15 protein-coding genes and 2 pseudogenes are annotated in these 22025 nt (G+C 71.9%); 15 read left to right on the top strand and 2 right to left on the bottom strand.

Translation table 11 applies throughout. From position 1 onward, the window contains the following. Window positions 1-105 precede the first annotated feature (105 nt). From WJ438_RS12920 to WJ438_RS12855, 14 genes and pseudogenes are all read left to right on the top strand, one after another. Window positions 106-795: an SDR family oxidoreductase gene (locus WJ438_RS12920; protein ID WP_406725372.1), complete on the top strand. Its 690-nt coding sequence runs from the start codon at window positions 106-108 to the stop codon at window positions 793-795. Window positions 796-867: 72 nt separating this feature from the next. Then, on the top strand, window positions 868-1875 hold the full coding sequence (locus tag WJ438_RS12915; protein WP_406725371.1) for a methionine synthase: 1008 nt from the start codon (window positions 868-870) through the stop codon (window positions 1873-1875). A 14-nt stretch (window positions 1876-1889) separates the two neighbouring features. Further along, a complete protein-coding gene (ligA, locus tag WJ438_RS12910) occupies window positions 1890-4085 on the top strand; it encodes an NAD-dependent DNA ligase LigA (RefSeq protein ID WP_406725370.1) in 2196 nt (731 codons plus the stop codon). Between the two features lie 259 nt (window positions 4086-4344). Beyond that, complete coding sequence (locus WJ438_RS12905) at window positions 4345-6735, top strand: putative bifunctional diguanylate cyclase/phosphodiesterase (RefSeq protein WP_406725369.1); 2391 nt, start codon at window positions 4345-4347, stop codon at window positions 6733-6735. Window positions 6736-6974: 239 nt separating this feature from the next. Beyond that, window positions 6975-7271 (top strand): Asp-tRNA(Asn)/Glu-tRNA(Gln) amidotransferase subunit GatC, encoded by a 297-nt coding sequence (gene gatC, locus WJ438_RS12900; protein WP_031117542.1) that lies wholly within the window; start codon window positions 6975-6977, stop codon window positions 7269-7271. 5 nt (window positions 7272-7276) lie between these two features. Beyond that, window positions 7277-8770: an Asp-tRNA(Asn)/Glu-tRNA(Gln) amidotransferase subunit GatA gene (gatA, locus tag WJ438_RS12895; RefSeq protein WP_406725368.1), complete on the top strand. Its 1494-nt coding sequence runs from the start codon at window positions 7277-7279 to the stop codon at window positions 8768-8770. Next, window positions 8767-9006 carry a hypothetical protein gene (locus WJ438_RS12890; RefSeq protein WP_406725367.1) on the top strand — a complete coding sequence of 80 codons (240 nt, stop codon included), beginning with the start codon at window positions 8767-8769 and terminating at the stop codon, window positions 9004-9006. Before gatA ends, WJ438_RS12890 begins: the two co-directional genes overlap by 4 nt. 15 nt (window positions 9007-9021) lie before the next feature. Then, entirely contained in the window at window positions 9022-10536 is a 1515-nt protein-coding gene (gatB, locus tag WJ438_RS12885) for an Asp-tRNA(Asn)/Glu-tRNA(Gln) amidotransferase subunit GatB (protein ID WP_406725366.1), read from the top strand. Between the two features lie 684 nt (window positions 10537-11220). Next, window positions 11221-13473 (top strand): MMPL family transporter, encoded by a 2253-nt coding sequence (locus WJ438_RS12880; RefSeq protein WP_406725365.1) that lies wholly within the window; start codon window positions 11221-11223, stop codon window positions 13471-13473. Then, window positions 13451-14017: a GNAT family N-acetyltransferase gene (locus WJ438_RS12875; protein ID WP_406725364.1), complete on the top strand. Its 567-nt coding sequence runs from the start codon at window positions 13451-13453 to the stop codon at window positions 14015-14017. Before WJ438_RS12880 ends, WJ438_RS12875 begins: the two co-directional genes overlap by 23 nt. Window positions 14018-14095: 78 nt before the next feature. Beyond that, the gene (locus tag WJ438_RS12870) at window positions 14096-14707 is read left to right on the top strand and encodes a hypothetical protein (RefSeq protein WP_406725363.1); all 612 of its coding nucleotides are present in this window, start codon (window positions 14096-14098) and stop codon (window positions 14705-14707) included. 203 nt (window positions 14708-14910) lie between these two features. Further along, a complete protein-coding gene (locus WJ438_RS12865; RefSeq protein ID WP_406725362.1) occupies window positions 14911-15096 on the top strand; it encodes a hypothetical protein in 186 nt (61 codons plus the stop codon). Window positions 15097-15203: 107 nt separating this feature from the next. Beyond that, window positions 15204-18298, top strand: a pseudogene (locus tag WJ438_RS12860) (AAA family ATPase). A gap of 57 nt (window positions 18299-18355) precedes the next feature. Next, window positions 18356-18550 carry a DUF6191 domain-containing protein gene (locus WJ438_RS12855; RefSeq protein WP_406725361.1) on the top strand — a complete coding sequence of 65 codons (195 nt, stop codon included), beginning with the start codon at window positions 18356-18358 and terminating at the stop codon, window positions 18548-18550. Here WJ438_RS12855 and WJ438_RS12850 read toward each other — a convergent pair. Together WJ438_RS12850 and WJ438_RS12845 are read right to left on the bottom strand one after the other, a co-directional pair. Further along, a pseudogene (locus WJ438_RS12850) lies at window positions 18547-19709 on the bottom strand (PQQ-dependent sugar dehydrogenase). The gene WJ438_RS12855 and the pseudogene WJ438_RS12850 overlap by 4 nt on opposite strands. Window positions 19710-19815: 106 nt before the next feature. Then, a complete protein-coding gene (locus WJ438_RS12845) occupies window positions 19816-20814 on the bottom strand; it encodes an aldo/keto reductase (protein ID WP_406725360.1) in 999 nt (332 codons plus the stop codon). Between the two features lie 75 nt (window positions 20815-20889). Between WJ438_RS12845 and WJ438_RS12840 the strand changes: the two genes are divergently transcribed. Then, the gene (locus tag WJ438_RS12840; protein ID WP_406725359.1) at window positions 20890-21840 is read left to right on the top strand and encodes a 2-hydroxyacid dehydrogenase; all 951 of its coding nucleotides are present in this window, start codon (window positions 20890-20892) and stop codon (window positions 21838-21840) included. The last annotated feature ends 185 nt before the right edge of the window (window positions 21841-22025 follow it).

Raw genomic sequence — 22025 nt, 5'->3', positions numbered from 1 at the left:
GTCGGAGGACGGCCGGCACACCGAGAGCACGCACCGAACGCCGCTCCCTCCTCCAGGGGAGAACCCGAGCCAGGCCCTGACCGTGCGTGATGCGAGCATGGCGGCATGGCTACACATGTGATCACCGGAGCGGGCTCCGGCATCGGCGCGGCCGTCGCCCGCAGGCTGCACGCGCGCGGGGACGAACTCGTGCTGCACGCGCGTGAGGCGGGGCGGGCGAAGGAGCTGGCGGCCGCGTTCCCCGGGGCGCGGACCCTCGTCGGTGACCTGGCGGACCCCGGCAGGCTCAGCTGGGCCTTCTCCCACCAGTCGCTCCCGGACCGGGTGGACTCCCTGCTGCACATCGCCGGCGTCGTCGACCTCGGCCTGGTCGGCGAGCTGACGCCGAAGACCTGGCGGCACCAGCTCGACGTCAACCTCGTCGCCCCCGCCGAGCTCACCCGCCTCTTCCTGCCCCAGCTCCGCGCGAGCCGCGGCCACGTGGTCTTCGTCAACTCCGGCGCCGGGCTGAGCGCCCACGCCCAGTGGTCCGCCTACGCGGCCTCCAAGCACGGCCTGAAGGCCCTCGCCGACTCGCTGCGCCACGAGGAGCACGGCAACGGCGTCCGCGTCACCTCGGTCTACCCCGGCCGCACCGCCAGCCCCATGCAGGCCAAGGTCCACCAGCAGGAGGGCAAGGACTACGACCCCGGCAGGTGGATCGACCCCGAGTCGGTCGCCACGACCATCCTCATGGCCCTCGACCTGCCCAGGGACGCGGAGATCAACGATCTGACGGTACGGCCGGGACGCTGACCTCACGGGTACGGGCCGGTGGGCGTACGGGCCGGGACGCCGGATCCCCGGACCGTTCCGTACGCTTCTCCGGTGAGCGATAACAGCCAGTTCAGGTTCGGGGCCGCGACCGGGGTCGGGTCGATGCCGGGTGGGGACCCCCGCGAGGCCGTCAGGACCGTCACCGGAAGCTTCGAGGACTTTCCGTTCCTGCCCGAACTGCCCGCCCGGGGGCCCGGCGCGGACATGATCGGACGGACCGCCGGGATGCTCGTCGAGCTGTACGCGCGCGTGGAGCCCAGCGGCTGGCGGATCGGGGACCGACCGGGGCGGGACACCAAGCGGGCCCGCTCCTGGCTCGGCGAGGACCTCGACGCGCTGGAGGAGTTCACCCAGGGGTACGAGGGCACGCTGAAGGTGCAGGCCGTGGGCCCGTGGACGCTCGCCGCCCAGCTGGAGCTGAGGAACGGCGAGGCCGCCCTCTCCGACCCCGGCGCCTGCCGTGACCTCACCGCCTCGCTCGCCGAGGGACTGCGTCTGCACCTCGACGAGATGCGGCGTCGCGTGCCCGGCGCGCGGCTCGTCCTCCAGCTCGACGAGCCGTCCCTCACCGACGTCCTGCGCGGCCGGGTGCGCAGCGCCAGCGGCTACCGCACCCACCGCGCGGTGGACCGGCAGCTGGTCGAGGCCGCGCTCCGGGACGTCATCGGGGTGCACGGCGGCGGGCCCGTCGTGGTCCACTCGTGCGCGCCGGACGTGCCGTTCGCCCTGCTGCGCCGGGCGGGCGCGCAGGCGATCTCCTTCGACTTCTCGCTTCTCACCGAGCGTGACGACGACACGATCGGGGAGGCGGTCGAGAGCGGCACCCGGCTGTTCACCGGTGTCGTGCCGGGCACGGACGGCCCGTTGTCAGACCCTGCCGGTAGCGTCATGGGTGTCAGAACGCTGTGGCGCAGGCTGGGGCTGCGGCCGGGCCTTCTCCCGGAGGCGGTCACGGTCACTCCGGCGTGCGGACTCGCCGGGGCCTCCCCGGAGTACACGCGCACGGCCTACGCGCACTGCGTCCGGGCGGCGAGATCCCTCGCGGACAACCCAGAGTAACGGGAGGACACACGGTGGCGGGTGACAAGCAGGCGGAGACGACGAGCGTGCCGGCCGAGGCACGGGAGCAGCACGCCAAGCTCGCTGAGCAGATCGAGGAGCACCGCTTCCGGTACTACGTGAACGACGCGCCCGTCGTCAGCGACGCCGAGTTCGACCGGCTGCTGCGCGAACTGGAGGCACTGGAGGAGGAGTACCCGGAGCTGCGCACCCCCGACTCCCCGACCCAGAAGGTCGCCGGGGCGTACGCGACGGAGTTCACGTCCGTCGCGCACCGCTCCCGCATGCTCTCCCTCGACAACACCTTCAACGACGACGACCTCGCCGCCTGGGCCGAGCGCATCCACCGCGAACTGGGCGAGCAGGAGTTCCACTTGCTGTGCGAGCTGAAGGTCGACGGCCTCGCCGTGAACCTCACCTACGAGCACGGGCGCCTGGTCCGCGCGGCGACCCGGGGCGACGGCCGCACCGGCGAGGACATCACGCCCAACGTGCGGACGATCGCCGAGATCCCGGACCGCCTGAAGGGCGACGAGGTCCCCGACCTCGTGGAGATCCGCGGCGAGGTCTTCTTCCCGATGGAGAAGTTCCAGGGGCTCAACGCCCGCCTGGTGGAGGCCGGTGACAAGCCCTTCGCCAACCCCCGCAACGCGGCGGCCGGTTCGCTGCGCCAGAAAGACCCGCGCGTCACCGCCAGCCGCCCGCTGCACATGGTCGTCCACGGCATCGGTGCCCTGGAGGGTCTCACCGGTCTGTCCCGCCTCTCCGAGGCGTACGACCTGCTGAAGGCCTGGGGCCTGCCCACCTCCCCGCACAACAGGGTCGTCGACGGCCTCGCCGGCGTGAGGGAGTTCATCGCGTACTACGGCGAGCACCGGCACTCCGTGGCGCACGAGATCGACGGAGTGGTGGTCAAGCTCGACGAGATCCCGCTCCAGGGCCGTCTCGGCAGCACCTCGCGCGCTCCGCGCTGGGCCATCGCGTACAAGTACGCGCCCGAGGAGGTCAACACCAAGCTGGTCAACATCCGCGTGGGCGTGGGCCGTACGGGCAGGGTCACGCCCTACGCGCAGGTCGAGCCGGTCACCGTGGCCGGTTCCGAGGTGGAGTTCGCCACGCTGCACAACCAGGACGTGGTCAAGGCCAAGGGCGTCCTCATCGGTGACACGGTGGTGCTGCGCAAGGCGGGTGACGTCATCCCGGAGATCCTCGGTCCGGTCGTCGACCTGCGCGACGGCAGTGAGCGTGAGTTCGTGATGCCGAGCGAGTGCCCGGAGTGCGGCACGCCGCTGCGCGCGATGAAGGAGGGTGACGTCGATCTGCGCTGCCCCAACGCCCGAACCTGTCCTGCCCAGTTGCGGGAGCGGCTGTTCTATCTCGCGGGCCGCAAGGCGCTGGACATCGAGCACTTCGGCTATGTCGCCGCGGCGGCGCTCACCAGGCCGCTGGAACCGAAGGATCCGCCGCTGAGGGACGAGGGCGACCTGTTCGACCTCACCGTCGAGCAGTTGCTGCCCATCAAGGCGTACGTCCTCGACCAGGACAGCGGTCTGCCCAAGCGGGACCCGAAGACGGGCGAGGAGAAGATCGCCACCGTCTTCGCCAACCAGGAGGGTGAGCCGAGGAAGAACGCCGTCGCGATGCTGGCGAACATCGAGGCGGCCAAGGAGCGCCCGCTCGCGCGGGTCCTCACCAGCCTGTCCATCCGGCACGTCGGCCCGGTCGCGGCCGAGGCGCTGGCCCGGGAGTTCCGGTCCATCGACCGGATCGAGCAGGCAACCGAGGAGGAGTTGGCCGGCACCGAGGGCGTCGGCGGCATCATCGCCGCCTCCCTCAAGCAGTGGTTCGCCGAGGACTGGCACCGCGAGATCATCCGCAAGTGGCGGGCGGCCGGTGTCCGCATGGAGGACGAGGGGTCCGGCGAGGACGAGGGCCCGCGTCCACTGGCGGGACTGACGGTCGTGGTGACCGGCACCCTGGAGCACTACACCCGGGACGGCGCGAAGGAGGCGCTGCAGACCCGGGGAGCGAAAGTGACCGGTTCGGTCTCGAAGAAGACGTCCTTCGTCGTCGTGGGAGACAACCCCGGGTCGAAACACGACAAGGCGATGCAGCTCAAGGTGCCGGTTCTGAACGAGGAGGGCTTCACCGTTCTTCTCGAAGAAGGGCCGGAAGCCGCCTCCGACAAGGCACTTCAGGCCGAGGAGTAGCGGTGGAAGGCCACCCGATCGGCGCATACCAGATGCATACGGGTGGCTGGGGCGCATTCGGGCAACCGTCGCCGACCGGTGCCCCTGGAAGCCCTCTGCGGCCTAGTGTTGGGATGTGCGCCTGCCGTGCCCAGCTGCGGTCGGGGCATCCCTGTGTTCATGACGGGGCCGTGGAAGGGCTTTCCAACACGGAGCCGCTGAGGGTAGTCGGGCATCGAGCCGTGTGGTGTGGGCACCGCCGGCTGTGAGAGGGACGGGAATGGAACCCACCGAGAGCGCCGCCCCGGGCTCACGGCTGCGCCTGGGCCTGCGCCGCATGGCGGCCGTACGACGACGCAGACGTGGGGACGGGCGGCCCGCGGGGCATCCGGGCACGCAGGGGCGCCCCGCGGCGCACACCGCGGACGCGCGCGCGGGGAACGCACGCGGCGCCGGACCGCCGGCCGCCGGGCAGTCGGCTGGCGGACAGCCTGCCGCCGGACACGCTCCCGGACGGCCCCCGCACGGACCAGGACAGGCGCCGCGCGGTCCCGGAGCGTCCTCGCCGGGCACCGGACTGCCCTCGTACCGCACCGGATTGTCAGGAGCGGACACGGAACGCCACCCGTCCCGGCCCGCGTTGCCCACGGTGGTCGTCGCGGCGGCCGCGTTCGTGCTGGGTGTCGGCTTCCTGCGGGCGTTCACCGGTGGGCACGCGCTCTTCCCGTCCGGCCGGGTCGGCTGGTCCCTGGCCGTACTGACCGGGATCATCGTCGGTCACCTGGTGATGCTGGGCCGCTGCCGCTGGTGGGGCGGCACCGGATCGGGCGGCGCCGTCACCCTCGCCGTGCTGCTGCTCTACGGCTGGGTCCCGGCCGCCATGGTCAGCCTCACCGTGGTCGTGCTGGTCGGCGTAGCCAGGCGGGGCCGCTGGCGCCAGGGCATCCTGCACGGCGCGGTGGACCTGCTCGGCATCAGCGCCGGCGCGCTGGTGCCGGCCCTCTTCGGGTCCGCACCGTCCGTCGAGTCCCCCTCGACCCCGGACACCTGGGGCCTGCACACCGCTGCCGAGGTGGTGCTGGCCGCTCTCGCGTATCTCGCGGTCACCCGCACCCTCCTCTGGTACCTGCACACCCCGCGCGCCGGACTGCCCACCGTCGCCCGCACCGCCCTGGCCAGACAGGGCCTGGTCGCGGTCGCGCTGCTCGGTATAGCGCCGCTGATCTGCGTGGTCGCGTACGCCCGGCCGATTCTGCTGCCCCTGTTCGCCATCCCGCTGATCGCGCTCGACTCCACCCTGTGGATAGCGAGGGCCCGAGCGGAGGAGCAGTTGCGCGATCCGCTGACCGGGCTGCCCAACCGCCAGTGGCTGCTGGAGCGCATCTGGACCGCGCTGGACGACGCCGAGCGCATCGGCGCCCGCGCTGCCCTGATGCTGATCGACCTCGACCGTTTCCGATCGGTCAATGACACTCTCGGTCACCTTGCCGGTGACCGGCTGCTGCTGCAGATCGCCGACCGGCTGAGGCTGGCCCTGCCGCGCGGGGCGGAGGCCGCGCGGCTCGGTGGCGACGAGTTCGCCGTGTTACTGCCGGTCGCCGACTCCACGACGTCCGCGACCCGGGTCGCCCGCAGTCTGGTCTCCGCGCTGAGCTCGCCGCTCGACCTCGACGGGCTCACCCTCGTACTGGAGGCCAGCGCGGGCGTCGCCGTCTTCCCCGATCACGCCCTCGACGCCGAGGGGCTGCTGCGGCGGGCGGACGTGGCGATGTACCAGGCCAAACGGGACCGTACCGGCGTCGAGGTCTACGAGTCCAAGCGGGACTCCAACACCCCCGACCGGCTGGGACTCCTGGGCGACCTGCGCCGGGCCCTGGACGCCCACGAGGTCCAGCTCCACTACCAGCCCAAGGTCCGCTTCGATGGACAGGTCGCGGGCCTGGAGGCCCTGGTCCGCTGGGTGCACCCGGAGCGAGGCAGGGTCCCGCCGGACGAGTTCATAGCGATCGCCGAGTCTTCCGGCCTGATGCCGCGTCTCACCGAGTACGTGCTGGAAACCGCCCTCGGACAGGTCGCCCGGTGGCGCTCCCAGGGCCTGTTCGTGCCGGTCGCGGTCAACGTCTCCCCGCGTGACGTCCACACCCCCGGCTTCGCCGGCTCCGTCGCGGCGCGACTGGCCCGGCACGGTGTGCCGGCGGGAGCGCTCCAACTCGAGATCACCGAGCACGTCCTCCTGGAGGACCCGCAGCGCGCCGCCGACACCCTCAACGGGCTGACCGGGCACGGCGTGAAGATGTCCCTGGACGACTTCGGCACCGGCTACTCCTCCCTCGTGCACCTGCGGCGGCTGCCCGTCAGCGAACTGAAGATCGACCGCTCCTTCGTGGCCCGGCTGGCCGTCGACGCCGAGGACGCCGAGATCGTGCGCTGCACCATCGACCTCGCCCATTCGCTCGGCCTGCTCGTCGTCGCCGAGGGCGTCGAGGACGACGAGACCTGGGAACGCCTGCGCGACCTCGACTGCGACGCCGTCCAAGGCTGGCTGGTCGCGGCCGCGATGCCGCCCGACGAGGCCACGGCCTGGCTCCTCGCCCGCGGCTCCCGGGGCTGGCAACGCCCGGCAGTGGCCCTCCCCGCGGCAGCATCCGACGACTCGACCCGCCGGGCCTGACAGCGTTTCGTCCCGGCACGGGCCGGGTGCGGAGGGGGTGGTGTCGGCCCGGGTTCCGGCGTCCTGATCGTGGCACCGGTGTGCCGTGGTTTCGGGGGCGGGGGAAACCGTTTCACGGGTACGGGGCGGCGCCCCATAGGATTGGGGCCTGTCGTCACCTTCCCGCCCGCCGCTCCACGCCTGGCCCGGATCGCGACGGCCTAGCCCCGAACCGCACACTCACCCCAGAGGATCGCTGCATGCCTGGCATTACGCGCGAGGAGGTCGCCCACCTCGCCCGGCTGGCGCGTCTGGAGCTGAAGCCCGAAGAGCTCGACCACTTCGCAGGCCAGCTCGACGACATCATCGGCGCGGTGGCCCGCGTCAGCGAGGTCGCCGACCAAGACGTACCGCCGACCTCGCACCCGCTGCCGCTGACGAACGTCATGCGCCCGGACGAGGTCCGTCCCTCGCTCACCCCCGAGCAGGCGCTCTCCGGCGCCCCGGCCCAGGAGCAGCAGCGTTTCAAGGTGCCGCAGATCCTGGGGGAGGACTGAATTCCATGATGGACATCATCAAGCTCACGGCCGCCGACACCGCCGCGAAGATCGCCTCCGGCGAGCTCACGGCCGTCCAGGTCACCGAGGCTCACCTGACCCGGATCGAGGCCGTCGACGAGAAGGTGCACGCCTTCCTGCACGTCGACCGCGAGGGCGCCCTCGCCCAGGCCCGCGCCGTTGACGAGAAGCGGGCCAGGGGCGAGAAGCTCGGCCCGCTGGCCGGCGTCCCCCTCGCCCTCAAGGACATCTTCACCACCGAGGGCATCCCGACCACCGTCGGCTCGAAGCTCCTCGAGGGCTGGATCCCGCCGTACGACGCGACGCTCACCAAGCGGCTCAAGGCCGCCGACGTCGTCATCCTCGGCAAGACCAACATGGACGAGTTCGCCATGGGGTCGTCGACCGAGAACAGCGCCTACGGCCCGACCGGCAACCCCTGGGACCTCACCAAGATCCCCGGCGGGTCCGGCGGCGGGTCGAGCGCCGCGCTCGCCTCCTTCCAGGCCCCCCTCGCCATCGGCACCGACACCGGTGGCTCCATCCGCCAGCCGGCCTCCGTCACCGGCACCGTCGGTGTGAAGCCGACCTACGGCGCGGTCTCCCGCTACGGCATGGTGGCGTTCTCCTCCTCCCTCGACCAGGGCGGCCCCTGCGCCCGCACGGTCCTGGACACGGCCCTGCTGCACGAGGTCATCGCCGGGCACGACCCGCTCGACTCCACCTCCATCGACGCCCCGGTCCCGCCGGTCGTCGAGGCCGCCCGCAACGGCTCGGTCACCGGCCTGCGCGTCGGTGTCGTCAAGCAGTTCCGCGGTGAGGGCTACCAGGCCGGCGTCGTCCAGCGGTTCGACGAGACCGTCGAGCTCCTCAAGGAACTGGGCGCCGAGATCGTCGAGCTGGACTGCCCGTCCTTCGACCTCGCGCTGTCGGCGTACTACCTGATCGCACCGTCCGAGTGCTCCTCCAACCTCGCCCGCTTCGACGGCCTGCGCTACGGCCTGCGGAGCGGCGACGACGGAACGCACTCCGCCGAGGAGGTCACCTCGCTGACCCGTGAGGCCGGCTTCGGCCCCGAGGTCAAGCGCCGCATCATGCTCGGCACGTACGCCCTGTCGAGCGGCTACTACGACGCGTACTACGGCAGCGCCCAGAAGGTCCGCACGCTGATCAAGCAGGACTTCGACAAGGCGTTCGAGCAGGTCGACGTGATCGTCTCCCCGACGACCCCCACCACCGCCTTCCCGATCGGCGAGCGTGCCGACGACCCGATGGCGATGTACCTCGCCGACCTGTGCACCATCCCGACCAACCTGGCCGGCAACGCCGCCATGTCGCTGCCCTGCGGCCTCGCGCCCGAGGACGGCCTGCCGGTCGGACTGCAGATCATCGCCCCGGTCATGAAGGACGACCGCCTCTACAAGGTGGGTGCCGCCGTCGAGGCCGCCTTCGTGGAAAAGTGGGGCCACCCGCTGCTCGAGGAGGCTCCGTCGCTGTGAGTGCACTGACCAAGGCCAAGGGCTTCAAGAAGTCCAGGTCCGGTACGTACCTGTCCATGGCCGCCACCGCGTTCGGCGCGTTCGGCGTCGCCAAGCGCGTCAAGAAGGCCCGGCTGGAGAAGGACACCCTGGTCCTGATCGACGCCACCGTGTCCGCCGCCGCCATCGTCACCGGCCTCGCCATCCTCTACCGCGAGCTGAAGCGGCTGGGCGACGACGACGTCCTGCTGGGCTGAGAGGGAAGTTTCACCGTGACCACCACGACCGACCTGGTGTCGTACGAGGACGCGCTGGCGTCGTACGACCCCGTCATGGGCCTCGAGGTCCATGTCGAACTCGGCACCAAGACCAAGATGTTCTGCGGCTGCTCGACGGCGCTCGGCGCCGACCCGAACACCCAGACCTGCCCGGTCTGCCTCGGCCTGCCCGGCGCGCTCCCGGTCGTCAACGCGACCGGCGTCGAGTCGGCGATCAAGATCGGTCTCGCGCTGAACTGCGAGATCGCCGAGTGGTGCCGTTTCGCCCGGAAGAACTACTTCTATCCGGACATGCCGAAGAACTTCCAGACCTCCCAGTACGACGAGCCGATCGCCTTCAACGGTTACCTCGACGTGCAGCTGGAGGACGGCGAGACCTTCCGCGTGGACATCGAGCGCGCCCACATGGAGGAGGACACCGGCAAGTCGACGCACGTCGGCGGCGCCACCGGCCGTATCCACGGCGCGTCCCACTCCCTGCTCGACTACAACCGCGCCGGCATCCCGCTGATCGAGATCGTCACCAAGCCGATCGTCGGTGCCGGGGAGCGTGCTCCCGAGGTCGCGCGCGCCTACGTGCGTGAGCTGCGCGAGCTCATCCGGGCGCTCGGTGTGTCCGAGGCCCGGATGGAGATGGGCCAGATGCGCTGCGACGTCAACCTGTCGCTGCGTCCGCACGGGCGGGAGAAGTTCGGCACCCGCTCGGAGACGAAGAACGTCAACTCGCTGCGGTCCGTGGAGCGTGCCGCCCGCTTCGAGATCCAGCGGCACGCCGCCGTGCTGGGCGGCGGCGGGACGATCATCCAGGAGACCCGGCACTTCCACGAGGACACGGGGTCGACGACCTCCGGCCGCGTGAAGGAGGAGGCCGAGGACTACCGGTACTTCCCGGAGCCCGACCTGGTCCCGGTGGCGCCGTCCCGCGAGTGGGTCGAGGAACTGCGCGCCGGGCTGCCCGAGCTGCCGCTGGTGCGCCGCAACCGGCTCCGCGAGGAGTGGGGCGTCTCCGCCACCGACATGCAGGCGATCCTCAACGCCGGTGCGCTGGATCCGATCGTCGCCACGATCGCCGCCGGTGCGGACGCGGCCTCCGCGCGCAAGTGGTGGATGGGCGAGCTCGCCCGCAGCGCCAACGAGTCCGCCAGGGCGCTCGACGAGCTGGCGATCACGCCGGAGCAGGTCGCCCGCCTCAGCGCGCTGGTGACCTCCGGTGATCTGAACGACAAGCTGGCCCGTCAGGTCATCGAGGGCGTCCTCGCGGGCGAGGGCACGCCGGACGAGGTGGTCGAGAAGCGCGGCCTGAAGGTCGTCTCCGACGACGGCGCGCTCACCGCCGCCGTGGAGGAGGCCATCGCCGGCAACCCGGGTGTCGCGGACAAGATCCGTGGCGGCAAGGTCGCGGCGGCCGGTGCGCTGGTCGGCGCGGTCATGAAGGCCACGCGCGGTCAGGCGGACGCGGCCCGTGTGAAGGAGCTGATCCTTCAGAAGCTGGGCGTCGGCGAGGGCTGATCCTCAAGGGCGGACGAGAGAGGGGTGACGCATCGGGCCCGATGCGTCACCCCTCTCTCGTACCTACGGTCATGCGGTCACGGCCGGCGCTTCACGTGGTCGGGGCCGACGCCCCACCACGCGCGCGAAGTCCAGCGTGCGGCCTTCGTCCGTGCGCAGCATCTCCGCGCTCCCGCGGCTCGTCCGCACGACGAACCCCTCCGTGCTCGCCTCGGCCACGACGTCGCACCACAGCAGCACTCGCACCGGCCGTCCGGCAGCCAGTCGGACGTCTCGGCCTCCACGGTCCCGCTGCGGGGCCGGCGGCTGCGCCCTCGCCGCCGTACTGGGCTCACGCGGACGGACCCGCAGGGCGCTGTGGCTGTTGGTCGCGGGGCTGACGGTGAGGGGGCCGGGGGGCCAGTTCGACTGAATCGCGGGTCGAAACGGGCGAGAACGGGCGAGAACGAGTGCAACGGCAACGGACGAGCGGCGGGTGAGCGACGTCACGTCCAGTGACAGATCCGGTGCGTTTGTCGCATGAATTGCCTCCTCTTACTGTGAATAAGCCCACGAACCCGGTAATCGATCACTTTTGCCTGCAAGAGTGGCATTGCACTGCTCATGCGTTCTTTGCGGGTTGTCCAGTTCACACGCGGCTGTTCCCGGTCAAAGATCCACACTGTCTCTCTGGGAGCACGTTTCGTGGCAGCCCTCGCACGCTGGTGTGTCCGACGTCGTCTGATCACGGTTCTGCTGTGGCTCCTCGCCCTCGGCGGGGTCACTGCGGGGGCCTTCGCGGCCGGATCCGCGTACTCGAACGACTACGAGGTGCCCGGCACCGAGTCCGGACACGCCGCCGAGCTGCTGCACGAAGGGTTCCCGGCCCTCGGGGGTGACAGCGACACCCTCGTCTGGCACACCACGTCCGGCAGCGTCCGGGACACCGACGTCGAACAGACCATGACCCGCACCCTGGACCGGATCGAGGAGCTGCCCGGCGTCACCGCCGTGACCGGTCCGTACGACGACCAGGGCCCCGGCCGGATCAGCGCGGACGGCCGCACCGCGTACGCCACCGTCATCTTCGACGATCTGGCCAAGGACATCGACCCGGCCGAGGCGGCGGCCGTGGTCGAGGCGGCGCAGACCGCGGAGACCGACGGACTCCAGGTCGAACTGGGCGGCAGCGCCGCCGCACTGACCGAGGCCCCCGAGGGGCACCTCGCCGAGGTCATCGGTGTGGCCGTCGCCGCCGTCGTCCTCTTCCTCGCCTTCGGCTCGCTCGCCGCCTCGCTGCTCCCCATCGCCACCGCGCTGGTCGGGGTCGGCACCGCCTACGCCGGAATCGTGCTGCTCGGGCACGTCATGACCGTCGCCGACTTCGCGCCCATGCTCGGCATGCTGATCGGACTCGGCGTCGGCATCGACTACGCGCTGTTCATCGTGACCAGGCACCGGCGCGGACTGAAGCGCGGGCTGTCCGTCACCGAGGCCGCCACCGAAGCCGTCGCCACCACCGGACGCGCGGTCGTGTTCGCGGGTGCCACCGTCTGCATCGCCCTGCTGGGCATGCTGATCCTCCGGCTGAACTTCCTCAACGGCGTCGCCGTCGCGGCCTCGCTCACCGTCGTGCTGACCGTCGCCGCCTCCGTCACCCTGCTGCCCGCCCTGCTGTCGTTCATCGGCATGCGCGCGCTCAGCCGCCGCGAGCGGCGCCGACTGGCGGAACTCGGCCCCCAGCCCGAGCTGCCGACCGGCTTCGCCGCCCGCTGGTCGGCGTTCGTCGAACGCCACCCCAGGCTGCTCGGCGCGCTCGCGCTGGTCGTCATGACGGTGCTGGCGCTGCCCACCTTCTCCCTGCACCTCGGCACCTCCGACCAGGGCAACGCCCCCAGGACGTCCACCACCCGCCAGGCCTACGACCTCCTCGCCGACGGCTTCGGGCCCGGGGTCAACGGCCCCCTCACCCTCGTCACCGAAATCGACGGCGCCGCCGACCGGCTCGCCCTGGACCGGCTCGGCCCCACGCTGCGCGCGACCGAGGGCGTCGCGTCCGTGGGACAGGTGGTCCACAGCGCCGGCGGCGACACCGCGTACCTCACCGTCGTACCCGAGTCGTCCCCGCAGTCGAAGCGGACCAGCGACCTCGTCGACCGGCTGCGACAGGACGTGCTGCCGCGCGCCGAGACCGGTACCACGCTCGATGTACGGGTCGGTGGAGTGACGGCCGGCGACGACGACTTCGCCGACGTCATCATCGGCAAGCTGCCCGTGTTCGTGGGTGTCGTCATAGGCCTGGGCTGCCTGCTGCTCATGCTCGCCTTCCGGTCCGTCGCGATCCCGCTCAAGGCCGCCGCGATGAACGTGGCCGCCGTCGCCGCCGCCTTCGGTGTGATCGTGGCGATCTTCCAGTGGGGCTGGGGCAGCGAACTGCTCGGCCTCGGCCGGGCGGGCCCCATCGAACCCTTCCTGCCGGTGATCATGGTGTCGGTCCTCTTCGGGCTCTCCATGGACTACCAGGTCTTCCTGGTCAGCCGCATGTACGAGGAGTGGCTGGAGACCGGTGACAACCGGCGTGCGGTACGGGTCGGCCTCGCGGAGACCGGCAGAGTGATCAACTCCGCGGCCGTGATCATGATCTCGGTCTTCCTCGCCTTCGTCCTGACCGGCGACCGCGTGATCGCCATGTTCGGCATCGCGCTCGCCGTGGCCGTCGCCCTCGACGCCTTTGTGCTGCGGACCCTGCTGGTCCCCGCGCTCATGCATCTGCTCGGCGGGGCCAACTGGTGGCTGCCGCGCTCGCTGGACCGGATCCTGCCGCGCATCAGCATCGAGCCTCCCGAGGCCCGCGCCGCCCATGAAAGGCTGGCCACGGCCACGGCCACGGACGTCGAGGTGGCGACCGTGCCTGCGCAGGAGGGGCGGGAGCGGAATGTACGCGATACGACTGGGTGACGACGGAGCCGAACTGCGTCCCCTGGAGCCCTGGCACGCGGAGGAGTTCCTCGCGCATCTGGAGCGGGGCCGGGAGTTCATCAACCAGTACGTCCCCTTCGGCTCCAAGGCCACCGACGTGCCCACCGCGCGGGAGACGCTCCAGCGGTACGCCGACTTCCGCGCCGCCGACACGGCCTCGCTGCACGGCCTGTGGCTGGACGGCAGGCTCGTGGGCGGGGTGCTCACCCTCCACTTCGACGCCGAGAACGGCACCTGTGAGGTGGGCTGCTGGCTCGAGCCCGCCGCCACCGGGCGCGGGCTCGTCACCCGCGCGATGCGGGTGCTGATCGACTGGGCGGTCGAGCAGCGCGGCATCCACCGCGTGGAGTGGGTCGCCGCCGCCGGCAACGAGCCCAGCCTGAACATCGCCCGCCGGCTCGGCATGACCCGGGACGGGGTGCGGCGCGAGGCCCATCTCCACCACGGCGTACGGCACGACCTGGAGGTGTGGTCGGTCCTGGCCCCCGAATGGCGGCAGGCGCACGCGCGTGCGAACCGATAGCGCCCGCGGTCCGGCGTGCTCCAGGGCGCACAGCGGTCACTGAGGCGCCTCTCAGAGAGCGTCCGTAACGAGCGCACCATGGAAACCAGGACCGAGACCGAGAACGCGGCCGACACCGAGAACGCGGCCGGGGCCGACGGCAGGAGCGAGGCCGGGACCGAGACGGCCGTGGACGTCACCGACGCGGACGCCACCACGGCGCCGAAGCCGGGGACGGAAGCGGAACCGGGGCCGGAAGCGGAACCGGGGCCGGAACCGGTGGCCGAGGACGCGACCGGGACCCGGGAGCCGGGCGCCTCCGGTGTCGGGCGGGGCGCCGCGGCGATCGGCTCCGCCGGGCTCGGCATCGTCTCGCTCACCGGCAGCTGGCTCGGCACGGTGGCCGCCGCCCGCGAAACCCTCGTCGGCCGGCTGGAGACCGCCGCGGACTCGACCGTCGCCACACAGATCAAGGAGGTGTACGGCGACGCCTGGCACGCCAGCGCGGTATGGGGCGGCATGTTCGCCCTGGCCGCCCTGATCATCGGCGCCGTGGTGCTCGTCCGGCCCGCCTTCGGGGCGCCCGGCGGTACGCGGGCGCCCTGGATCAAGTCGGTCGCCTGGGCCGGTGTCGCGCTCGGTGCCCTCGGGCTGCTGCTCGCCGTCCTCACGTACACCGACGTGCTGCTCGGCCTGCCCGCCACCGGCTGAGCCGGTTCTCCAGGGGCCTTAGGCCGTCCACGAGCACCTCACGGACGGCCTAAGGCCCCTCACGTGTGTCTCACCGCATGTCTAAGGCCCCGACGGCCGCCGAAGATGCGGAACTCTTCCGATGTGGCCGACCCGTCTGGGAGGCGAAGGTGGAGGCATCGCGGAAAGCGATGTCCGGCACCCGCTCTCCGAGGGATCACACCATGTACGAGTACGAGATCCACAAGTACCGTTCCGCCGAGCTCGTCCGCCAGGCCGAGCAAGAGCATCAGGCCCGTGAGGCCGTCCGCCTCGAGCGCGCCGCCCGCCGCGGAGCCAACGCACGGGGCGCCGAGCCCGAGAGCCATGGCCGCGGCCCACGCCGGCGCCGGTCCGCCCGAGCGGTATGAACACCGAGGGGAGCGGAGGGCTCCGGCCCGCTCCCGTCGCCGACGGGCATCACCCGGTGGTGCTCCACACGGTGAAAACCGGTGCCGCGATGCCGGACCCCCGTGCGATGCTCGGAGCCGTGGAGACCAGGTCCGTCAGTCCCGTGTTCGTCGGTCGTGCCGGTGAACTCGACGCGTTGAACACCGCGCTCGTCCGCGCCATCGAAGGCACGGGCGTGCCGCAGGCGCTGCTCGTCGGAGGAGAGGCCGGCGTCGGAAAGACCCGCCTCGTCGAGGAGTTCGCCGCCGAGGCCCGCCGCCGGGGCGCGGTCGTCGCGCTCGGTGGCTGCGTCGAGATCGGCGCCGACGGGCTGCCTTTCGCCCCCTTCTCCACCGCCCTGCGCGGACTGCGCCGCGAACTGCCCGACCAACTCGCCGCCGCGGCCGCCGGGCAGGAGGAGGAACTGGCCCGCCTGCTGCCCGAACTCGGCACCCCCGTCCCCGAGACCCGGCGCGACGAACAGGGCATGGCCCGCCTCTTCGAACTCACCGCCCGCCTGCTGGAGCGCGTCGCCGCCGAGCACACCGTAATCCTCGCCCTGGAGGACCTGCACTGGGCGGACGCCTCCACCCGGCATCTGCTCGCCTACCTCTTCCGTACCCTGCGCACCGGCCGCCTCGTCGTCCTCGCCACCTACCGCTCCGACGACATCCACCGCCGCCACCCGCTGCGCCCCCTCCTCGCCGAACTCGACCGGCTCCGCGCGGTCCACCGCATCGAACTCTGCCGTTTCAACCGCGAGGAGGTCGGCCTGCAGATCGCCGGCATCCTTGCCCGGGAACCCGAACCGGAACGCGTCGACGAGATCTTCGAGCGTTCCGACGGCAACGCCTTCTTCGTCGAGGAACTCGCCGTCGCCTCCCACGAGGGCTGCCACACCGGTCTCACCGACTCCCTGCGCGATCTGCTCCTGGTCAGGGTCGAGCGTCTGCCCGAGAGCGCCCAGCAGGTGGTCCGGTACGTCGCCGAGGGCGGTTCCACCGTCGAGTACCGGCTGCTGGCCGCCGTCGCCCGGCTCGCCGAGGACGACCTCCTCGACGCGCTGCGCTCGACGGTGAACGCCAGCATCCTCACGCCCGCGCCCGACCGCGACGGCTACCGCTTCCGCCACTCCCTGGTCCGCGAGGCCGTCAGCGACGACCTGCTGCCCGGCGAACGCTCCCGCCTCAACCGCCGCTACGCCGAGGCCCTGGAGGCCGACCCCACGCCCGTGCCCGCCGACGAACGGGTGACGCGCCTGGCCAGCTACTGGTACCACGCCCACGACGCGGCCAAAGCGCTGCCCGCCGTCCTCGACGCCTCCGTCGAGGCCCGCCGACGCCACGCCTATTCCGAGCAACTAGGCCTGCTGGAAAGGGCGATGGAACTGTGGGACGCCGTCCCCGACGCCGTACGGGCCGGCCTGCGCCCGGCCGACTACACCGAGGCCTACCGGCCTCCGCGGCCGCGCCGCCGCGACACGGCACCCGGCGCCACCTCCGGCGACACCGACACCACCCCACTGCGCTACCTCGACCTGATGGCCGAGGCCGCCGTCGCCGGACGCCTCTGCGGGGAACGTGAACGCGCCATGAAGATCACCAAGCGGGCCCTGCGCGTCCTCGAGGAGGAACCGGACCCGCTGCGCGCCGCCTGGTTCTGGGTACAGCGCTTCCGGCTGACCACGTCCCTCGCCCGGGGCGACGGCTGGACCGAACTCGGCGTCGCCCAGGACCTGGTCCGCGGTCTGCCTCCTTCCGAGGTGCACGCCGAGGTCCTCGCCTCCGTCGCCGGCTGGTCCATGCTGCACGAACCGGGCCCCGACGCCATGGCCGCCGCCGAACGGGCCGTCGAGTACGCGCGCATGGTCGGCGCCCACGACATCGAACTCAACGCCCGGCTCACCCTCGGCGGCCTCATGGTCGGCGCCGGCGCCATCGACGCCGGCCTCGCCGAGATGTACGAGGTCAAGGACCGGGCGACCGAACTGGGCGTGGATACGGTGGTGGGCCGCAGCCACATCAACCTGCCCTCCGCCCTCGAAGGCATCGGCCGCTCGGCGGAAGCGGCCGAACTCCTGCGCGAAGGCGTACGCGTCACCCGCAGGCTCGGGCTGCTGGACGCGGAAGGCTGGGTGTGGGGCAATCTGGCCGAGTCCCTCCACTCCCTCGGCCGCTGGGACGAGGCGGCCCGGGCCGCGGCCGGCGCCCAGCACCTGGAGCAGAGTGCCAAGCCCCGCGCCGGCGCCTGGGTGCGGCTGGCCCACCTCGCCCTCGACCGGGGCGACCTGGCCACGGCGGACCGTCATCTCGGCGCGGCCCGCGCCTCCTTCGGCACCCACGACTCCATGCCGCAGTACTCCCTGCCGATGACCTGGGTCGCCATCGGGGTGGCCGCCGCGGAGGGCCGTCTCGTCGACGCCCGGGCCGAACTGCTCACCGCTCTCGGCGACTTCGAATCCGGTCTCCCGCCCGGCACCCAGCGCTACGGCTGGCCGCTGCTGCTCGCCGCCGCGACCGCCGAGGCAGACGCCCACGGCGACCCGGCCACCGAACCGGACCGCCCGCGGATCCTCGGGCACCTCCGCGCGGCGGCCAAGTGCCTGGCGACCGGCGTACCGCTGTGGCAGGCGTACGAAGTGTGGCTGCGCGCCGAGCTGCTGCGCGCCGAGGGCCGGCGCCGGGGGAGTGGGCCGCCGCCGTCGCCGCGCTGGAACCGCTGGAACGGCCCTACGACCTCGCGCGGGTCCGCTTCCGGCTCGCCGGGGCGCTGCTCGCCTCCGGAGCGGACGAGGACGAGCGCGCCCGCGCCACGGAGCTGCTCCGGCTGTCCAGAGCCGTCGCCGAGCACCTCGGAGCCGCCCCGCTGGCCCGGTCGGCCGCCCTGCTGGCCCAGCGCGCCCGCCTCGCGCTGGACCCCGCCACCCGGGAGCCCGTCCCGGCGCCCACCGATCCGGCCGACGCCCTGGGCCTCACCGGCCGGGAACGCGACGTACTGCGCCTGGTGGCCGTCGGCCACACCAACCGCCGTATCGCCGAGCAGCTGTTCATCTCGCCGAAGACGGCCAGCGTCCACGTGTCCAACATCCTCGCCAAGCTGGGCGTCTCCGGCCGGGGCGAGGCGGCGGCGGTCGCCCACCGCCTGGGCCTGTTCCCGGCCGGGAACAGGTCGACGGCGGGATGATGGGCTGACGCCCGCGCGGCCCGGGCCGATGCCCGTGCGGCCCTGGAAAGGGGAGCGATGTCCGATGCCTTCGAGGAACTGCTCGCTCCCGGCCGCAAGCACACCCGGGACGAGCAGAACCGGCTCGAACTGACCCGTGAGGACGTCGGCGACGCCGATCCCGGACACGGGCCGATGGACCTCGCGTCCGGAAGGGTCGTCGTACGCCCGTCACCGGACCACCCCGAACCGGAACCGAACGAAGGGCCCTAGCTCACCCGCACCTCCAGGATGCGGTCGTCCTCGCCGTTCGGGTCGCCGCGGCCGTCCGTGTTGCTGGTGATCAGCCACAGCTTGTCGCCGCCGGCCGGGGCCACCGTGCGCAGCCGGCCGTACTCGCCCTCGAGGAAGGCCTGCGGGTTCGCCGAGGCTTCCGCGCCCTTGAGCGGGATCCGCCACAGGCGCTCGCCGCGCAGGCCCGCCATCCAGATCGACCCCTCGGCGTACGCGATGCCGCTGGGGGAGGCCTCGTCCGTGCTCCACTGGTCTATCGGATTGTGGAAGTCGCCGTTGTCGGACGAGCCCTCGGCCTCGGGCCAGCCGTAGTTGTCACCGGGCTTGATCGCGTTCAGTTCGTCCCAGGTGTCCTGGCCGAACTCCGAGGCGAACAGGCGCTGCTTGCCGTCCCAGGCCAGACCCTGCACATTGCGGTGGCCGTACGAGTACACCGGGGAGTCGGGGAACGGGTTGCCCGGTGCCGGCTCACCCTCCGGGGTCAGCCGAAGGATCTTGCCGCCCAGGGATCCCCTGTCCTGGGAGAGTCCGGTGTCCCCGCTCTCGCCCGTGCCCACGTACAGCATCTTGTCCGGGCCGAACGCGATCCGGCCGCCGTTGTGGACCACCCCCTTGGGAATGCCGCGGAAGACGGTGTCGGGTGCGCTCAACTGCTCGCCCGCGGGCCTCTTCTCGTCGTAGACCATGCGGACGACGCGGTTGTCCGAGGCCGAGGTGAAGTAGGCGTAGACCATGTGGTCCGAGGCGAACTCCGGGGAGAGCGCGATGCCGAGCAGGCCGCCCTCGCCGGCCGCGACACCCCCGGCACCTCGCCCAGCTCGGACTTCTCGCCCGTCTTCGTGTCGACCCGGGTGATCGTCGCCTCGTCCCGGGAGGACACCAGCAGATCGCCGTCTTCCAGGGGGACGAGGCCCCAGGGGGTGTTCAGGTCCTCGGTGACCGTGCGGAGCACCTTCACCGAGCCCTTCGCCGGGGGCGCCTCCTCGGCGCTGCGCTCCGTGGGCGAGGACTGCCCCGTCGCACGGCTCGGTGGGGCGCTGTCGTCTTCGCCCGGTGCTCCTCCGCCGTCGGAGGAACAGCCGGCCGTCAGCAGGAGCGAGGCGGCGGCCAGCACGGCCGTAACGGCTCGATGGTGCACGATCTTGTCCCTTCGACGCGGCAGGTCCTCCTTGTCATACCCCGCTCGCGCCTCACAGGTTCCCGATCACGCGAGTCCGAATCGCCGATCACCGCGCACCACCGTCTCAGTCCCACGATCCCCGCGCCGCGGGCAGCTCCGCGATCTCCGCCAGGTCCTTTTCCGTCAGGCGCAGCTCCGCCGCCCCCGCGTTCTCGGCGGCCCACCGCTCCTGCTTGGTGCCCGGCACCGGGATCACCTGCCCGCCCAGGGACAACACCCAGGCCAGGGCCACCTGCGCCGGGGTGACGTCCTCGCCGTGCCGGCGGGCGATACGGCGCAGGCCGACCACGATCGGCTGGTTCGCGGCCATCATCTCGGCCGTGAAGCGGGGGTGCCGGGCGCGCAGATCGTCCGCCTCGAATCCCTCACCCGGTGTCAGCGTGCCGGTCAGGAAGCCGTTGCCGAGCGGCATCGCGGCCAGGAAGCCCACACCGCGCGCCCCGCACCACGGCAACAGCGCCTCCAGTGCCTCCGGCGACCACACCGACAGTTCCGCCTCCACCGCGCTCACCGGGAAGACCTGTTGCACCCGCTCCAGCTGCCGGATCGTCGTGTCGTGCAGCCGCGCCCCCGGCCGCCGCGCCGACCGCGCGCCGACCGCGCAGAGCCCCAGCGCCCGTACCTTTCCGGCCTGGACGAGCTCGGCCATCGCGCCCCAGGTCTCCTCGACCGGCACCTCCGGGTCCGCGCGGTGCAGCTGGTAGAGATCGATGACGTCCGTCTGGAGCCGCCTCAGGGACGCGTCACAGGCTCTTCTCACGTACCCGGGGCGGCCGTTGGCCACGATGTGCTGGTCGCCCACCAGCAGGCCGACCTTCGTCGACACGAAGGCGTCACCACGCCGCTCCTTCAACACCCGCCCCAACAGCAGCTCGTTGGTGAACGGGCCGTACATGTCGGCCGTGTCCAGCAGCGTCGAGCCCAGGTCGAGTGCCCGGTGCACCGCTCTGAGCGAGTTCTCGCCGCGCTGCCGCGAGGTGCTGTAGGCCCAGCTCATCGGCATGCATCCGAGTCCGACGGCCCCCACCGCGAGCGCCGTCGCGCCGATCGTCCTGCGCTCCACCTGGTCGTGACCCTCCCTCTCCCGGCCACCAACCTAACCTCTGCCGCCGTGCGCCCCTGACATAGCCTCCTGGCCATGACCGCTGACGTATGGCTTCCCATTCCGCCGGACGAGATCGAGGGCCTTCCCGAGGGGCCCGAGTACCGCTTCTGGGACGGCGCCGAGGACTTCCCCGCCGACCCGGCCGACTGCGCGTTCTACGTCGTGCCGTACATGAAGCCCAGCGAGATCGGGGTGCGCCCGCTGCCGCTGATGAGCTCCGTCCGGGTCGTGCAGACCCTGTCCGCCGGCATCGACCACGTGCAGCCGGGCCTGCGGCACCTGCGCCCCGGTGTGCGGCTGTGCAACGCGCGCGGTGTGCACGAGGCGAGCACGGCGGAGCTGGCGCTCGCCCTGATCCTGGCCTCACTGCGGGGCCTGCCCGATTTCGTGCGGGCGCAGGAGAAGGGGGAGTGGCTCGGTGGATTCCGGCCCGCGCTCGCCGACCGGAACGTGCTCATCGTGGGGTACGGATCGATCGGCGAGGCGATCGAGGACCGGCTCGCCCCGTTCGAGCTCGCGCGGGTGGCGCGCGTCGCGCGCTCCGAGCGCACCACGGCGCGCGGCCCGGTGCATCCGTTCACCGAACTGCCCTCGCTGCTGCCGGAAGCGGACGTCGTCGTCCTCTCCACCCCGCTGACCGAGTCCACCCGGCACCTCGTGGATGCCGGATTCCTGGCCCGGATGAAGGACGGCGCCCTGCTCGTGAACATGGCGCGGGGGCCCGTCGTCGACACCTCGGCCCTGCTCACCGAGGTGGAGAGCGGCCGCATCACCGCGGCCCTCGACGTCACCGATCCCGAACCCCTTCCCGCGGAACACCCCCTGTGGCGGGCACCGGGCGTCCTCATCAGCCCGCACGCCGGCGGACCCACCTCCGCCTTCCGGCCGCGCGCCGAGCGGTTGCTGGTGGACCAGTTGACCCGTTTCCTGAACCAGGAGGAGCTCAGGAACGTGATCCTGGTGACGGGGGCGGCAAGCGCGTAGTCCGCTTCGAGCACTGTCCGCGACTCCCCGGGTGCGGTGGGTACTCGTACGCCAGGCGGTCGTCACGGAGAGTAGAGAAGCTATGTCCCTGAGTGACGAGACTGGTGTATCGTCCCGACAGGGGCTGCGCCGCTGACCGATCGGCGCGGGGGATTGACATTGCAGACTGTGAGGGGGGCGACGGG

This window comes from Streptomyces sp. GD-15H, from assembly GCF_045291515.1.
GTDB lineage: Bacteria > Actinomycetota > Actinomycetes > Streptomycetales > Streptomycetaceae > Streptomyces.
This window is presented reverse-complemented; position numbering and strand designations above follow the sequence as displayed.

What these genes read in the sequence shown, in the direction of transcription:
- WJ438_RS12920 (WP_406725372.1), top strand. Translation starts at nt 106, where the DNA reads ATGGCTACACATGTGATCACCGGAGCGGGCTCCGGCATCGGCGCGGCC.
- WJ438_RS12905 (WP_406725369.1), top strand. Translation starts at nt 4,345, where the DNA reads ATGGAACCCACCGAGAGCGCCGCCCCGGGCTCACGGCTGCGCCTGGGC.
- gatC (WP_031117542.1), top strand. Translation starts at nt 6,975, where the DNA reads ATGCCTGGCATTACGCGCGAGGAGGTCGCCCACCTCGCCCGGCTGGCG.
- gatA (WP_406725368.1), top strand. Translation starts at nt 7,277, where the DNA reads ATGATGGACATCATCAAGCTCACGGCCGCCGACACCGCCGCGAAGATC.
- WJ438_RS12875 (WP_406725364.1), top strand. Translation starts at nt 13,451, where the DNA reads ATGTACGCGATACGACTGGGTGACGACGGAGCCGAACTGCGTCCCCTG.
- WJ438_RS12870 (WP_406725363.1), top strand. Translation starts at nt 14,096, where the DNA reads ATGGAAACCAGGACCGAGACCGAGAACGCGGCCGACACCGAGAACGCG.
- WJ438_RS12865 (WP_406725362.1), top strand. Translation starts at nt 14,911, where the DNA reads ATGTACGAGTACGAGATCCACAAGTACCGTTCCGCCGAGCTCGTCCGC.
- WJ438_RS12855 (WP_406725361.1), top strand. Translation starts at nt 18,356, where the DNA reads ATGTCCGATGCCTTCGAGGAACTGCTCGCTCCCGGCCGCAAGCACACC.
- WJ438_RS12840 (WP_406725359.1), top strand. Translation starts at nt 20,890, where the DNA reads ATGACCGCTGACGTATGGCTTCCCATTCCGCCGGACGAGATCGAGGGC.